Below are 13,800 nucleotides of genomic sequence, written 5' to 3'. Positions count from 1 at the left end.
ATTGTGCAAGCGTTTGCATTGAATAAAGTGACAAAAGTCTCTGTTTTGTCTAAAAAATCATACGAATTAGAGCGTAACTTTTTAGCTGTTTTATGCTAGAATAAGGGTAAGTTTAGTCGTCTAAAGGAGAGTAAATGGATAAAATAATTTTGAATGGTTGCCGTTTCTATGGCTATCATGGTGCTTTTGCTGAGGAACAAACCCTAGGACAGATTTTTGTGGTGGATTTGGAATTGGCAGTTGATTTGGTCAAGGCCTCACGAAGTGATGAACTAGCAGATACGGTTCATTATGGCTTGGTTTTTGAGGCTGTGAAGAGACAGGTGGAAGAAGTAAAGTATAGCTTAATTGAGCGTTTAGCTGGTGCTATTTGCGAAGATTTATTTGCTCAATTTGGCCCTATCCAAGCCATTAAGATTCGTATTTATAAGGAGAATCCACCTATTAACGGACATTACAAGAGTGTGGGAATTGAGTTGGAGCGTAGCCGATGACAAAAGTTTACTTGAGTTTGGGGTCTAACATGGGCGACCGCCAAGGCTATCTCCAAAGAGCTGTGGAAGCCTTGAAGCAGTTGACTGATACTGAGGTTGAAACCGTGTCCTCTTATTATGAAACAGCCGCTTGGGGGCTAACAGATCAGGCTGATTTTTTAAACCTCGCCTTGGCATTAGAAACGCAGTTGCCAGCTGAAAGCCTACTCAGTGCTTGTCAGGCCATTGAGAAAGACTTGGATCGCGTTCGCCATGAGCATTGGGGACCCCGGACCGTGGATATTGATATTCTTCTCTATGGACAGGAAATTTGGGAGACTGAGCATCTGATAGTACCACATCCTTTCATGACTCAGAGAGCCTTTGTTTTGGTTCCTCTGCTAGAAATTGCAAAGGACTTAGTTGAGCCTCAAACTGGTCAAACCTACGAAAATTATTTGAGTCAATTAGACACTAATGATGTTCACAAATTCGTGACTTCGGACTAGTTTTTACTAAAATTCCTTGTCGTCAAGATGGGGATTTTTTGCTATAATTAATCTTGGCTTTTGCTGTATTTTTCCTCGATGTTCGAGGGGAAAATAGTAACACATTTGTAGGTTCTGCCTTTAATGATAGGGAAGCCTATCACAATGCCTACGAAGAAATAAAAAGAATAGAAAAGTATGGAAAAAATATGCTTGATGAATTAAAAAAGATTTAGTGGGAATTGATATTCGTTTCAATGAACCCTTAAAACGTTACACCTATACCAAGGTTGGTGGACCAGCAGATTATTTGGCCTTTCCACGTAATCGTTATGAGCTTTCTCGTATTGTCAAATTTGCTAATAAGCAAGGGATTCCCTGGATGGTTCTTGGAAATGCTAGTAATTTGATTGTCCGTGATGGCGGTATCCGAGGCTTTGTGATTATGTTTGACAAGCTTAACGGTATTGCAGTAAACGGTTATCAAATTGAAGCAGAAGCGGGTGCTAATTTGATTGCGACAACAAAGGTGGCTCGTTTCCAAAGCTTGACTGGTTTTGAATTTGCAGCAGGCATCCCAGGTAGTGTTGGTGGTGCTGTATTCATGAATGCTGGGGCCTATGGCGGAGAGATTGCTCATATCTTGGTTTCTGCTCAGGTTTTGACAAAAGACGGTGATATTCGTACCATTGCGGCACGTGACATGCGTTTTGGTTACCGTCGCTCGGTTCTTCAGGAGACTGGTGAAGTTGTTATTTCAGCTAAGTTTAATCTCCATCCAGGTGACTATCATCAAATTAAGAATGAAATGAATCGCCTCAATCACTTACGTGAACTTAAGCAACCTCTCGAATACCCTTCATGTGGTTCTGTTTTTAAACGCCCACCAGGCCACTTTGCTGGTCAGCTTATTACGGAAGCTAATCTTAAAGGACATCGTATCGGTGGTGTTGAAGTTTCAACCAAGCATGCTGGTTTCATGGTCAATGTGGATCAAGGAACAGCTAAAGATTATGAGGATCTTATCGCCGATGTCATTGCCAAGGTTAAGGAAAATTCTGGAGTTACCTTAGAACCTGAAGTTCGTATCATTGGTGATAAGCTTAACTAAATCAACCCCTATCTTATATTTAATTTTTATGGAGGACTTATGACAATTGACTAATCCGATTATTGCCTTTCAAAACGTCTCAAAAGTGTTTGAAGACAGTGGCACACAAGTTTTAAAAGACATCAACTTCGAACTAGAAGAAGGAAAATTCTATACTCTTCTTGGAGCTTCTGGCTCTGGGAAATCAACCATTTTGAATATCATTGCTGGCCTCTTGGATGCGACCAGTGGTGACGTCCTTTTAGATGGAAAACGTATCAATGATATCCCTATCAATAAAAGGGATGTCCACACCGTTTTCCAATCTTATGCCCTCTTCCCACATATGAATGTCTTTGACAATGTGGCCTTTGCGCTTAAGTTAAAAAAGGTCCCTAAAAAGGAGATTGAAGAGCGTGTAGAAGAAGCCTTGAAAATGGTTCAACTAGATGGTTATCAAAAGCGCTCAATTCAAAAATTATCTGGTGGACAACGTCAACGGGTGGCCATTGCCCGTGCGATTATCAACCAACCACGAGTGGTCCTTTTAGATGAGCCTCTGTCAGCACTGGATTTGAAGCTACGTACTGAAATGCAATACGAGTTGCGTGAATTGCAGCAGCGACTAGGGATTACCTTTGTCTTTGTTACCCACGACCAAGAAGAAGCCCTGGCTATGTCGGATTGGATTTTTGTTATGAATGATGGGGAAATTGTTCAGTCAGGAACCCCTGTTGATATCTATGATGAGCCTATCAACCACTTTGTAGCTACTTTTATTGGAGAATCCAACATTCTTCCTGGCGTGATGATTGAGGATTATCTGGTTGAGTTCAATGGGAAACGCTTCGAATCTGTTGATGGAGGAATGCGTCCTAACGAACCTGTTGAAGTGGTTATCCGTCCTGAAGATTTACAAATCACGCTTCCTGAAGAAGGGAAGCTGCAAGTTCGAGTGGAAACGCAACTCTTCCGTGGGGTTCACTATGAAATTATTGCTCATGATAATCTTGGCAATGAATGGATGATCCACTCGACCCGTAAGGCTATTGAGGGTGAGATTATTGGTCTTGATTTTACGCCTGAAGATATTCACATCATGCGTCTCAATGAGACAGAAGAAGAATTTGATGCTCGTATTGAAGAATATGTGGAAATGGAAGAGCATGAAGATGGCTTGATTAATGCCATTGAGGAGGAGCGCCATGAAGAAAACAGCTAGCCTCTTTTCGGTACCCTACCTGCTTTGGCTTCTGCTTTTTGTGGTCGCTCCAGTGCTCATGCTCTTGTATCAGTCTTTCTTTGATATCAGTGGCAACTTTACTTTAGATAATTACGGGACCTTCTTTTCCAGTTGGACCTACTTGAGGATGAGCTTCAACTCGGTTCTTTATGCGGCTATTATTACTATAGTCACTCTCCTCATTTCCTATCCTACGGCTTATCTTTTGACGAGACTCAAGCATAAACAGCTTTGGTTAATGCTTGTCATTTTGCCGACCTGGGTCAATCTCCTTCTTAAAGCTTATGCCTTTATGGGGATTTTTGGTCAACAAGGTGGGATTAACGCCTTTCTTGGTTTCTTTGGTATTGCACCTATGCAAATCCTTTTTACGGATTTCTCCTTTATTTTTGTAGCCAGCTACATCGAAATACCATTTATGATTCTGCCGATTTATAATGCCCTAGATGATTTGGATGAAAATATCGTTAATGCGAGCAAGGATTTGGGTGCTAATGATTGGCAGACCTTTACTAAGGTTATCTTTCCTTTGTCGCTTAACGGGGTTCGTTCAGGTGTGCAATCAGTCTTCATCCCTAGTCTCAGTCTCTTTATGTTGACACGCTTGATTGGTGGTAACCGAGTGATTACACTAGGAACGGCTATTGAACAGCACTTCCTTACAACGCAAAATTGGGGGATGGGGGCAACCATTGGGGTTGTTCTCATTGCTGCTATGATTGCGACTATGTGGTTAACGAAGGAGAGACGTCAATGAAAAAATTTGCAAATCTCTATCTCGTTTTTGTCTTTGTTATCCTCTATTTGCCTATCTTTTATTTAATCGCCTATTCTTTCAATAGTGGTGGCGATATGAATCAATTCAAAGGCTTTACGTTGGATAATTATCATAGCATGTTTTCAGATAGTCGACTCATGTTGATTTTGGCTCAAACCTTCTTCTTAGCCTTTCTTAGTGCTCTCTTGGCGACACTCATTGGTACCTTCGGGTCTATCTTTATCTATGAGAGCAAACAGAGGCAGCAAACGGGGATTTTATCTCTAAATAACGTACTCATGGTTGCACCCGACGTTATGATTGGTGCTAGTTTCTTAATTCTATTTACCTTAATTGGCTTTCAGCTCGGTTTCGTCTCTGTTTTGCTAAGCCACATCGCCTTTTCAATTCCAATTGTGGTTCTCATGGTTTTACCACGTCTCAAGGAAATGAATCGTGATATGGTAAATGCGGCCTATGACTTGGGTGCGACCCAGTGGCAGATGTTGCAAGAGGTAATGCTACCATACTTGACACCTGGAATTATCGCTGGTTATTTTATGGCCTTTACTTATTCTTTGGATGACTTTGCCGTGACCTTCTTCGTTACGGGTAATGGTTTTTCAACACTTGCTGTGGAGATTTACTCACGTGCTCGTAAGGGAATTTCTTTGGAAATCAATGCCCTCTCAACCGTTGTTTTCCTATTCTCTATCCTTTTGGTTATTGGCTATTACTTGATTACCAAGGAGAAAAAGGAGGAGCAAGATGCGTAGACTCTATGAATTTTTACTAGGGATTGTGGCCATTATACTTGTCCTTTGGGGAATTTCTGCCTATATGCAAAGTCACACAGGAAGTGCCTCTGATAAATTAGTGATTTATAACTGGGGGGACTATATTGATCCTGATCTCTTGACCAAGTTCACTAAGGAAACAGGCATCAAAGTTCAGTATGAAACTTTTGATTCCAATGAGGCCATGTATACCAAGATTAAGCAGGGGGGGACAACCTACGACATTGCTGTACCGTCAGACTATACCATTGATAAAATGGTTAAGGAAAACCTGTTGGTGAAATTGGATAAATCTAAAATCCATGGCTTTGATCAAATTGGCTCAAGCTTCAAGGGACTTAGTTTCGACCCTCACAATGATTATTCCATTCCTTATTTCTGGGGGACTGTCGGCATTGTCTATAATACAAAATTGGTAAAAAAAGCTCCTCAGCATTGGAATGATCTCTGGTCGCCTGATTACAAAGACCAAATTATGCTAGTTGATGGGGCACGTGAAGTCATTGGCTTTTCACTTAATAGCTTGGGATACAGTCTGAACACCAAGAACATGACGGAGTTGCGTTTGGCGGAGACCAAGCTCAATAGTTTAACCCCTAATATCAAAGCTATTGTAGGCGATGAAATGAAGGGCTACATGATTCAAGGTGATGCTGCTATCGGAGTAACCTTCTCAGGGGAAGCTAGTGAGATGCTTGATAAAAATGAGAATCTTCGTTATGTTGTTCCTTCTGAGGGCTCAAATCTTTGGTTTGATAATCTGGTTATCCCGAAGACAGTTAAGCACAAAAAAGAGGCTTATGCCTTTATCAATTTCATGCTTAAGCCAGAAAATGCAGCTCAAAATGCCGAATACATCGGTTATGCAACACCTAACGATGCAGCCAAAGCCTTGCTTCCAAAGCGGATTACTGATGATAAAGCCTTCTATCCATCAGAATCAACGATCAAAAACCTAGAAGTCTATGATAATCTAGGCCAAAAATGGTTAGGCATCTATAACGATATTTACCTTCAAGTTAAGATGTATCGTAAATAAGCCTTCTAAGTTTAAGTGCTAGATTCAAAGTAAAACAATTCTTCAAATGCTTTTATTTCAAAAATAATGAGAGGCTGAAACACTATCGTTTCAGCCTTTTTACTAATGCCAATAAATATCGCTTATTAATCCTCATTTCCATAAGAATCATAGGGGCTTTGGCTAATGTCTATGAAGGGAGCAAAAAGAAGATTTGTTTTTCTTGAATAATTGTATTGCTGTGCTATAATAAAGCAAAGGAATTTATAATGTTTATTTTGGAGGACTTAACATGCAAGCAGCACTTCTCTTTTTACTGATCTCCTTCCTAATTCTCATGGGAATTCTCATCAGTATGCTTTATGTCGTTCGTCAGCAGTCAGTAGCTATTGTTGAACGTTTTGGACGCTATCAAAAAATTGCAACGAGTGGTATCCATATGCGTCTGCCATTTGGTATCGATAAAATTGCCGCACGTATTCAATTACGCTTGCTTCAAAGCGAGATTGTAGTGGAAACTAAGACCAAAGACAATGTCTTTGTCATGATGAATGTTGCTACACAGTACCGTGTTAATGAGCAAAATGTGACCGATGCATACTACAAACTCATGCGTCCAGAGGCTCAAATTAAGTCATATATTGAGGATGCCCTCCGTTCATCCGTTCCTAAATTGACACTTGATGAGCTTTTTGAGAAGAAAGATGAAATTGCCCTTGAAGTACAACACCAAGTGGCTGAAGAAATGACAACCTACGGTTATATCATTGTGAAGACTTTGATTACTAAGGTTGAACCTGATGCTGAAGTTAAACAGTCTATGAATGAAATCAATGCTGCCCAACGTAAGCGTGTAGCAGCCCAAGAATTGGCAGAAGCGGATAAAATCAAGATTGTCACAGCAGCCGAAGCCGAAGCTGAAAAAGACCGCCTTCATGGGGTAGGTATTGCCCAACAACGTAAGGCCATCGTTGATGGTTTGGCTGAATCTATTGCTGAATTGAAAGAAGCTAATGTGGGTATGTCTGAAGAGCAGATTATGTCTATTCTCTTGACCAACCAATATTTAGATACCCTTAATACCTTTGCTGTTAAAGGTAATCAAACCTTATTCTTACCGAATAATCCAAATGGAGTAGATGATATTCGTACCCAAATTTTGTCAGCCTTGAAGACAGATAAATAGTAAGCAAACAAAGAAGCCAGATTTGAGATAATCTGACTTTTTTGTTTATTTTTCTAAGAACTGAGCCAAGCGGATAACTTCAATCTTATAGCCATCTGGATCAGTGATAAAATAGTACATTTTTGGTTTACCAGGAAGACCTGAGAGATCAGTGACAGTGTAGCCAGCTTCTTTGTGGGCTTGGTGTGTAGCTTCTAGGTCATCAACACCAACAGCGATGTGTCCATAGCCATTTCCAAGGTCGTAAGCTTCATGATCGTAATTGTATGTTAATTCCAACTCGTAATCAGGATCGTCTTCGAGTTGCATGTAGACAAGCGTGAATTTATATTCTGGAAAATCATTACGACGGACTTCTTTGAAACCAAGAGCGTCTTGGTAAAAGTTTAGTGAAGCTTCTAGGTCCTTAACACGAACACAAGTGTGTAGGAATTTAGTCATGTGAGAGACTCCTTTTATCTAATTTTGTATTCTCATAGTAGCATTTTGGGACCGTTTTTTCTAGTCTTAGCTACATGTGATATAATGGCGAAAAAGAATCTGAGGAGGTATCTATGACTATTTTAGCGATTGATTTTGGCGGAACTCAGGTCAAGTCTGCCCTTGTTTCGGAGGAGTTTGCCCTTGAAAAGAGTCTACCAACGCAATCATCTCCACAAACCTTGAATCAAACCCTTGATGTGATTGACTATTTGGTAACGTCGGTTAAAGTAGCCTTAACGGGCATTGCTATCAGTGTTCCTGGGACAGTAGATACTGATGAGGGTGTTATTTATCACGGAGGCTTGTTGCGATTCTTCCACGGTTTTCGTATCAAAGACATCCTTGAAGCCAAGTATCATTTACCAGTCACGGCTCTTAATGATGGGAAAGCAGCAGCTTTAGGCGAGCTGGCGATGGGGCATTTACAGGGAGTGACCAACGGTGCAGCCCTTGTTTTGGGTTCAGGTCTAGGTGGTGGTCTTATTATTAATGGTAAACTTTTTCAAGGAAGTCACTTTCAAGCGGCTGAGTTAACATTTCTTCTTCCAGTTCAAATGGAAAAAGTTAATCCTTCACAAATGCGAGGAACAACTCTTTCAGCTGTTGGTTTCATTACTAGGGTTAATGAAGTGCTGGGTAATGCTGATTTAAAAGATGGTCGTGAAGCTTTTAAGGCAATCAATGCTAGAGATGAAGCTGTTTATCCAATTTTTGAGGCCTATTGTCGAAGCTTAGCCATTACTATTCTAAATCTTCAATCCATCTTTGATATGGAAATCTTTGTTCTTGGAGGTGGTATTTCAGCTCAGCCGGTTCTGATTGAGGAGGTCAACCGCCAGTTTGATAAGGTTCGCCATGAGATAGACTTTATCGGAAAAATTATTAAACGACCTAAAATTGTCGCCTGCCATCACCATAATGGTGCTAATTTGATTGGTGCGGCTTATTTCCTTAAACAGAGATAACGGATACTAAAATAAAATGGCAGCAAAAATATACATAAAATACCTAACTTTTTTGTGACGAGCGGGCAATTCCGTTCGTTTTTTGCTCTTAGGACTTTACAATATTCAGAAAATTCGCTATAATGGGACCATTAAAATTTTGGAGGTGTCTTTATGACAATTTATAATTTCTCAGCAGGACCTGCTACATTACCAAAACCAGTGCTTGAAAAAGCGCAAGCTGAATTGCTTAACTACCAAGATTCCGGTATGTCCGTGCTAGAAATGTCCCACCGTTCTCCAGAATTTGACAAAATCGTTAAAGATGCGGAAGCGACACTTCGTGAGCTTATGGCTATTCCTGATAACTATAAGGTTATTTTCTTGCAAGGTGGCGGCTCTACACAATTCTCAATGCTACCACTGAACCTCGCTCAAGGTAAGAAAGCTTACTACCTTGTAGGTGGTTCATGGGGTAAAAAAGCTTATACAGAAGCTGTTAAACTTTCAAAAACCATTCCTTTTGAACCAATTCTTTTGGCGTCATCTGAGGATACTGTTTACGATCATATTCCAAGTTTTGATCCTTCAACGATTGATCCAGAAGCTGCCTATGTTCACTTGACTACTAACAATACCATTGAAGGAACAGCTATCTATGATTTGCCTGATACCAATGGTGTGCCAATTGTAGCTGATATGTCTTCAAATATTTTGGCTGCTCGCTATAACGTTGAAGATTTTGCCCTTATCTATGCTGGTGCTCAGAAAAATATTGGACCTGCTGGTGTGACAGTGGTTATCGTCCGTGAAGACTTCCTTAACGACCAACCACAATTGTCTGCTATGTTGGACTACCGTATTCAAGCTGAAGCAGGATCACTTTACAATACACCACCATGTTTCAGTATTTATATTTCAAAACTCGTCTTTGACTGGGTTAAAAATGAAATTGGTGGCGTAGATAAGATGGCGGAAATTCAACGTGAAAAATCAGGTCTTCTTTATGATTATATCGAGTCATCTGATTTTTACACCAATCCTGTTAAAGATGCCAAGGATCGTTCTGTCTGCAACATTCCATTTGTCACGCCAAGTAAAGACTTGGATGCTAAATTTGTAGCAGAAGCAGATGCTCTTGGTTTCAAGAATATCAAGGGTCACCGTTCAGTTGGTGGTATGCGTGCCAGTGTTTATAACGCCTTTCCACGCCAAGGTGTCCTTGATTTGATCGACTTTATGAAGAAATTTGAAGCTGAAAATAAGTAATTAGGTAAAGAGATGGAAATTAGACAAGCCTTTCCAAATGAAATTAAGCCCATCATGACGGTTATTGAGAGTGCCAGAGCTGCTCTAGCAGAAGCTGGCAGTTCCCAATGGCAAGGGGCTGATGGTTACCCTACTGAAGAAACCATCTTTGATGATGTCCTCAAAGGACAAGCCTATGTCGGTATCATTGACGGTCAAATTGTTTCTTATGCTGCGGTGGTTACTGATGGAGACCCTGCTTACGACAAAATCTATGACGGTGATTGGAAGCATCACAATAAGCGATACATTACTTTTCATAGGATTGCCGTTTTGACTGAGGTTACAGGTCAAAGGGTCGCTCAAACCTTTATTCAAGGTCTTATCGAGGGAACTGACGCTCATGATTTTCGTTGCGACACGCATGAAAAGAACCTTGTCATGTAGCATATTTTGGAGAAACTAGGTTATGTCTATTGTGGCAAGGTTCCTATTGACGGGGAACGATTTGCCTATCAGAAAATCAAAACCAAGAGGGAAAAGGCCTTCTATCAAGAAGTTGATGAGGCAACCCATCATGGTATACATTGATTTAAGAGGAATAAAATTATGGTATTTAGTGTAAAAACGTATAACAATATTAACCAGATTGGTTTGAAGGAACTTGGAAATCATTTTCAAATCGATGGTGATTTAGCGAAAAATCCGGATGCTTACATCATTCGTAGTCAAAATCTCCATGATACAGTTTTCCCTGAAAATTTGAAAGCCATTGCTCGTGCCGGTGCCGGTACTAACAATATCCCAGTTGCTGAAGCCACTCAAAAAGGAATTGTTGTCTTCAATACTCCAGGAGCTAATGCTAATGCAGTTAAAGAAGCTGTTTTGGCTTCTATCTTGCTCTCAGCACGTGACTATATTGCGGCCAATGCTTGGGTTAATACGCTTAGTGGTGACGATGTGCCTAAACAAATCGAAGCAGGTAAGAAACAGTTTGCAGGTAGTGAGATTGCTGGTAAAACACTTGGTGTTATCGGACTTGGTGCCATTGGTGCCCGTATTGCCAATGATGCTTACCGTTTGGGAATGAAGGTCTATGGTTATGACCCATATGTTTCTATTGAAGCTGCCTGGAATATCTCTCACCATGTCAGACGTGTTTCTGATCTCAAAGAAATCTTTGAAAACTGTGACTATATCACCGTTCACGTTCCGTTGACACCTGATACGAAAGGTACTTTCAATGCGGACGCCTTTAACCTCATGCAAAAAGGAACAACAATCATCAACTTTGCCCGTGCAGAATTGGTAGAGAATGATGCGCTCTTTGATGCTTTGGAAACAGGTGTAGTAAAACGTTATATCACGGACTTTGGGACAGAAGAACTGCTTAACAAGCCTAATGTGACAGTCTTCCCGCATGTGGGTGGTTCAACAGGTGAAGCAGAACTCAACTGTGCGATTATGGCTGGTCAAACCATCCGTCGCTTCATGGAAACAGGTGAAATTGTCAATTCTGTTAACTTCCCACGTGTACAACAAGCTTTGAGCGCTCCATATCGTATCACCTTGATTAATAAAAACGTGCCTAACATTGTGGCTCGTATCTCAACAGCGGTCTCTGATTTTAATATCAATATTGACAATATCATCAACCGTTCAAAGGGAGAGTATGCTTATACCCTTCTTGACCTTGATGAAACAGACAAGTCTAAGATTGATGAATTGGTCGCTAAGTTCGAGGCTAGTGACAATATCGTACGAGTACGTTTGATTAAAGGTAAATAATTCAAAATAAGCTGACAGGGACATGTGTTTCCTGTCTTTTTGTTATAATGAACCTATGTTTTATCGTCAGTATTATGTATCTCCCCTTGGTCGCCTGTCCTTGGTGGCTAGTGAGGAAGCCCTCTATGGTATATGGTTAGAAGGACAAAATCATTTTCAAGCTGGTCTTGAGGAAGAAAAGTTAGTAGACACCTCAAATCCTATTTTAGAAGTGACAAAGAAGTGGTTGCAGGCCTATTTTGAAGGTGAAAATCCAAGCCCAAATATCCTTCCATTAGCTGAACGAGGAACAGACTTCCAACAAAAAGTTTGGTCGGCTTTAAGAGCGATTCCGTATGGACAAAGCAGATCATATGGTCAGATTGGTAAGCAGCTTTCTTGTCATTCAGCTCAGGCTGTTGGAACCGCTGTTGGGAAGAATCCCTGGTTGATACTTATTCCTTGTCACCGTGTCCTACCTAACACCGGTCATATAGGAAATTATGCTGCTGGAGAGGCTGCCAAGCGTTTCTTACTCCATTTGGAAGGGCTTAGGTTTGACAAGATGTAGAAACATGCTTATGCTATAGAAAAGGAGAAAAACATGTATACTTTTTATGAATATCCAAAATGCAGCACTTGTCGTAAGGCTAAAGCTGAACTCAATCAATTAGGTATTGAGGTTGAGTCCATCAACATTAAGGAAAATCCACCTTCAGCTCAATTTCTAAAAGAGCTTCTAGAGGGGTCAGATTTAGAGCTCAAGAAATTCTTTAATACGAGTGGACAATCCTACCGTTCTTTAGGATTGAAGGACAAGCTTCCAACCTTATCGGTAGATGAAGCTGTAAAACTCTTAGCTTCAGATGGTATGCTGATTAAACGTCCTATCTTGATTAAGGATGGTAAGGTTTTACAAATTGGCTACCGTACGCCTTACCAAGACTTAAATTTATAAAAAATAAGCAAAATGTCTTGCCACGGTAAACAGTGATATGGTAAGATAGAAACAGTTGCCGCTATAGTTAAATGGTATAATAGAGCAATGGTAATGCTCCGTTCCGAGTTCAATTCTCGGTGGTGGCATCTGTGATTTACTCCAGCTTAGAGCTGGAGTTTTTTCTTGTTCAAAGGGAGCCCGTGGACGGTAGGGATTTTTCAAAAGAATTTACTGAAAACTCTTGAAATCCAAGAAAAAAGGAGTAGACTATTAGGTGATTAAACCTAGGAGGCAACTCGTGAAATACTACGTTCAATTCATGTTGATTTGTTTGTTTGCCGTTATCGGCGAAGCCATTTCAACTTTTTTTAAACTACCCATACCTGGAAGCATTATTGGTCTATTCTTGCTTTTGATTGCTCTGCAGCTCAAGTGGATTCGTTTGCGTCATATTCATGCAGTCGCAGAATTTTTAATAGCTAATATGACCATTCTATTTTTGCCAGCAGGTGTCGGTATTATGGAACGATGGGATGCTATTTCTGATAACATTGTCCCTATTATTTTGATTATTATGGGTGCCTTGGTTCTTAATATTGTAGTGATTGCAGTAGTTGTTGGCTTTATCAAGAAACACTTCGAAGGTGACTACAAGGAGGTTAAACGTGGCTAATTTTTATAACACACCCTTGTTTGGCTTAACCCTTTCTGTGTTGGCCTATACAATCGGGCTTTTGATTTACCGTCGTTTTCCTAATCCATTGACAACACCTCTTCTTGTATCTACTGCCTTGATTATCTTGATTTTGCACTATACAGGAATTTCATATAAGGATTACTATGTGGGTGGGTCATACCTTAATAGCTTGATTATTCCGTCAACGGTTGCCCTAGCTGTTCCTTTTTATAAAAATCTTCACCTCATGCGTCACCATTATAAGAGTATCTTGATTGGTTCGACTTTGGCCTGTGTTCTCAATACAAGTTACACGGCCTTGATTGCTAAGCTTTTTGGGATGGATTATTTCCTAGCGATTTCCCTCTTTCCAAAGTCTGTAACGACGGCCATGGCTGTGGGGATTTCTGAAAAAATGCAAGGGATTACGACCGTTACCCTAGTAGTCGTTGTTATTACGGGAATTTTAACCTCTGTCCTAGGTCCTGTTTTTCTCAAAATAATGGGGATCAAGGACCCGGTAGCTATTGGGCTTGCTCTCGGAGGAACTGGACATGCCGTAGGTACTGGAGCTGCCTTTAGATATGGCCAAGTAGCAGGTGCCATGGGTGGATTATCTATAGCTGTGACAGGGATTTTATACGTCTTTATTAGCCCTATTGTGGCTAGTTTGATTTTAAGCTAAAAAAT

At 40.5% G+C, this 13,800-nt stretch carries 16 protein-coding genes, 1 tRNA gene and 1 pseudogene; 17 read left to right on the top strand and 1 reads right to left on the bottom strand.

All coding sequences use genetic code 11. The features are described from left to right. Window positions 1–134: 134 nt before the first annotated feature. The 8 genes from folB (at window position 135) to HSISS3_RS08555 (ending at window position 7,052) form a co-directional block, all read left to right on the top strand. Window positions 135–494 carry a dihydroneopterin aldolase gene (gene folB, locus HSISS3_RS08590; protein WP_021146287.1) on the top strand — a complete coding sequence of 120 codons (360 nt, stop codon included), beginning with the start codon at window positions 135–137 and terminating at the stop codon, window positions 492–494. Further along, window positions 491–982 (top strand): 2-amino-4-hydroxy-6-hydroxymethyldihydropteridine diphosphokinase, encoded by a 492-nt coding sequence (gene folK / locus HSISS3_RS08585; RefSeq protein WP_008535265.1) that lies wholly within the window; start codon window positions 491–493, stop codon window positions 980–982. The genes folB and folK overlap by 4 nt, the downstream gene beginning before the upstream one ends. A 199-nt stretch (window positions 983–1,181) precedes the next feature. Further along, on the top strand, window positions 1,182–2,072 hold the full coding sequence (gene murB / locus HSISS3_RS08580; RefSeq protein WP_042771961.1) for a UDP-N-acetylmuramate dehydrogenase: 891 nt from the start codon (window positions 1,182–1,184) through the stop codon (window positions 2,070–2,072). Between the two features lie 46 nt (window positions 2,073–2,118). Then, complete coding sequence (locus HSISS3_RS08575; RefSeq protein ID WP_002887695.1) at window positions 2,119–3,273, top strand: ABC transporter ATP-binding protein; 1,155 nt, start codon at window positions 2,119–2,121, stop codon at window positions 3,271–3,273. After that, window positions 3,257–4,051, top strand: coding sequence for an ABC transporter permease (locus tag HSISS3_RS08570; protein ID WP_021146283.1), 795 nt, complete (start codon window positions 3,257–3,259; stop codon window positions 4,049–4,051). The genes HSISS3_RS08575 and HSISS3_RS08570 overlap by 17 nt, the downstream gene beginning before the upstream one ends. Next, a complete protein-coding gene (locus tag HSISS3_RS08565; RefSeq protein ID WP_021152402.1) occupies window positions 4,048–4,827 on the top strand; it encodes an ABC transporter permease in 780 nt (259 codons plus the stop codon). The genes HSISS3_RS08570 and HSISS3_RS08565 overlap by 4 nt, the downstream gene beginning before the upstream one ends. Continuing rightward, entirely contained in the window at window positions 4,820–5,887 is a 1,068-nt protein-coding gene (locus tag HSISS3_RS08560) for an ABC transporter substrate-binding protein (RefSeq protein WP_008535261.1), read from the top strand. Before HSISS3_RS08565 ends, HSISS3_RS08560 begins: the two co-directional genes overlap by 8 nt. A 271-nt stretch (window positions 5,888–6,158) precedes the next feature. Then, window positions 6,159–7,052, top strand: a complete 894-nt coding sequence (locus HSISS3_RS08555) for an SPFH domain-containing protein (RefSeq protein ID WP_008535250.1) — start codon at window positions 6,159–6,161, stop codon at window positions 7,050–7,052. A gap of 45 nt (window positions 7,053–7,097) precedes the next feature. Here the strand turns inward: HSISS3_RS08555 and HSISS3_RS08550 are convergent, their stop codons facing one another. Then, entirely contained in the window at window positions 7,098–7,493 is a 396-nt protein-coding gene (locus tag HSISS3_RS08550; protein WP_008535248.1) for a lactoylglutathione lyase, read from the bottom strand. 113 nt (window positions 7,494–7,606) lie between these two features. On the opposite strand from HSISS3_RS08550, the gene HSISS3_RS08545 reads away from it, so the two are divergent. The 9 genes and pseudogenes from HSISS3_RS08545 (at window position 7,607) to HSISS3_RS08505 (ending at window position 13,795) form a co-directional block, all read left to right on the top strand. Beyond that, on the top strand, window positions 7,607–8,500 hold the full coding sequence (locus HSISS3_RS08545; RefSeq protein WP_021152401.1) for an ROK family protein: 894 nt from the start codon (window positions 7,607–7,609) through the stop codon (window positions 8,498–8,500). Between the two features lie 153 nt (window positions 8,501–8,653). Beyond that, on the top strand, window positions 8,654–9,748 hold the full coding sequence (gene serC / locus HSISS3_RS08540; RefSeq protein WP_002887682.1) for a 3-phosphoserine/phosphohydroxythreonine transaminase: 1,095 nt from the start codon (window positions 8,654–8,656) through the stop codon (window positions 9,746–9,748). Window positions 9,749–9,760: 12 nt separating this feature from the next. After that, window positions 9,761–10,318: pseudogene (locus tag HSISS3_RS08535) on the top strand (GNAT family N-acetyltransferase). 18 nt (window positions 10,319–10,336) lie between these two features. Next, complete coding sequence (locus tag HSISS3_RS08530) at window positions 10,337–11,515, top strand: 3-phosphoglycerate dehydrogenase family protein (protein ID WP_008535241.1); 1,179 nt, start codon at window positions 10,337–10,339, stop codon at window positions 11,513–11,515. 55 nt (window positions 11,516–11,570) lie between these two features. Beyond that, the gene (locus HSISS3_RS08525; protein WP_021146275.1) at window positions 11,571–12,065 is read left to right on the top strand and encodes a methylated-DNA--[protein]-cysteine S-methyltransferase; all 495 of its coding nucleotides are present in this window, start codon (window positions 11,571–11,573) and stop codon (window positions 12,063–12,065) included. A gap of 33 nt (window positions 12,066–12,098) precedes the next feature. Then, the gene (locus HSISS3_RS08520) at window positions 12,099–12,452 is read left to right on the top strand and encodes an arsenate reductase family protein (protein ID WP_008535237.1); all 354 of its coding nucleotides are present in this window, start codon (window positions 12,099–12,101) and stop codon (window positions 12,450–12,452) included. A gap of 57 nt (window positions 12,453–12,509) precedes the next feature. After that, window positions 12,510–12,580 (top strand) — tRNA-Thr (locus HSISS3_RS08515). A gap of 152 nt (window positions 12,581–12,732) precedes the next feature. Next, window positions 12,733–13,107 (top strand): CidA/LrgA family protein, encoded by a 375-nt coding sequence (locus tag HSISS3_RS08510; protein ID WP_021146274.1) that lies wholly within the window; start codon window positions 12,733–12,735, stop codon window positions 13,105–13,107. Further along, window positions 13,100–13,795, top strand: a complete 696-nt coding sequence (locus HSISS3_RS08505) for an LrgB family protein (RefSeq protein ID WP_021146273.1) — start codon at window positions 13,100–13,102, stop codon at window positions 13,793–13,795. Before HSISS3_RS08510 ends, HSISS3_RS08505 begins: the two co-directional genes overlap by 8 nt. Window positions 13,796–13,800: the final 5 nt, after the last annotated feature.

The sequence above is a fragment of the Streptococcus sp. HSISS3 genome (genome assembly GCF_000448605.1).
Taxonomy (GTDB): domain Bacteria; phylum Bacillota; class Bacilli; order Lactobacillales; family Streptococcaceae; genus Streptococcus; species Streptococcus raffinosi.
Note: the sequence above shows the minus strand (reverse complement) of the source record. Positions and strands in the feature narration are given on the sequence as shown.

What these genes read in the sequence shown, in the direction of transcription:
- folB (WP_021146287.1), top strand. Translation starts at nt 135, where the DNA reads ATGGATAAAATAATTTTGAATGGTTGCCGTTTCTATGGCTATCATGGT.
- folK (WP_008535265.1), top strand. Translation starts at nt 491, where the DNA reads ATGACAAAAGTTTACTTGAGTTTGGGGTCTAACATGGGCGACCGCCAA.
- HSISS3_RS08570 (WP_021146283.1), top strand. Translation starts at nt 3,257, where the DNA reads ATGAAGAAAACAGCTAGCCTCTTTTCGGTACCCTACCTGCTTTGGCTT.
- HSISS3_RS08565 (WP_021152402.1), top strand. Translation starts at nt 4,048, where the DNA reads ATGAAAAAATTTGCAAATCTCTATCTCGTTTTTGTCTTTGTTATCCTC.
- HSISS3_RS08560 (WP_008535261.1), top strand. Translation starts at nt 4,820, where the DNA reads ATGCGTAGACTCTATGAATTTTTACTAGGGATTGTGGCCATTATACTT.
- HSISS3_RS08555 (WP_008535250.1), top strand. Translation starts at nt 6,159, where the DNA reads ATGCAAGCAGCACTTCTCTTTTTACTGATCTCCTTCCTAATTCTCATG.
- HSISS3_RS08550 (WP_008535248.1), bottom strand. Translation starts at nt 7,493, where the DNA reads ATGACTAAATTCCTACACACTTGTGTTCGTGTTAAGGACCTAGAAGCT.
- HSISS3_RS08545 (WP_021152401.1), top strand. Translation starts at nt 7,607, where the DNA reads ATGACTATTTTAGCGATTGATTTTGGCGGAACTCAGGTCAAGTCTGCC.
- serC (WP_002887682.1), top strand. Translation starts at nt 8,654, where the DNA reads ATGACAATTTATAATTTCTCAGCAGGACCTGCTACATTACCAAAACCA.
- HSISS3_RS08530 (WP_008535241.1), top strand. Translation starts at nt 10,337, where the DNA reads ATGGTATTTAGTGTAAAAACGTATAACAATATTAACCAGATTGGTTTG.
- HSISS3_RS08525 (WP_021146275.1), top strand. Translation starts at nt 11,571, where the DNA reads ATGTTTTATCGTCAGTATTATGTATCTCCCCTTGGTCGCCTGTCCTTG.
- HSISS3_RS08520 (WP_008535237.1), top strand. Translation starts at nt 12,099, where the DNA reads ATGTATACTTTTTATGAATATCCAAAATGCAGCACTTGTCGTAAGGCT.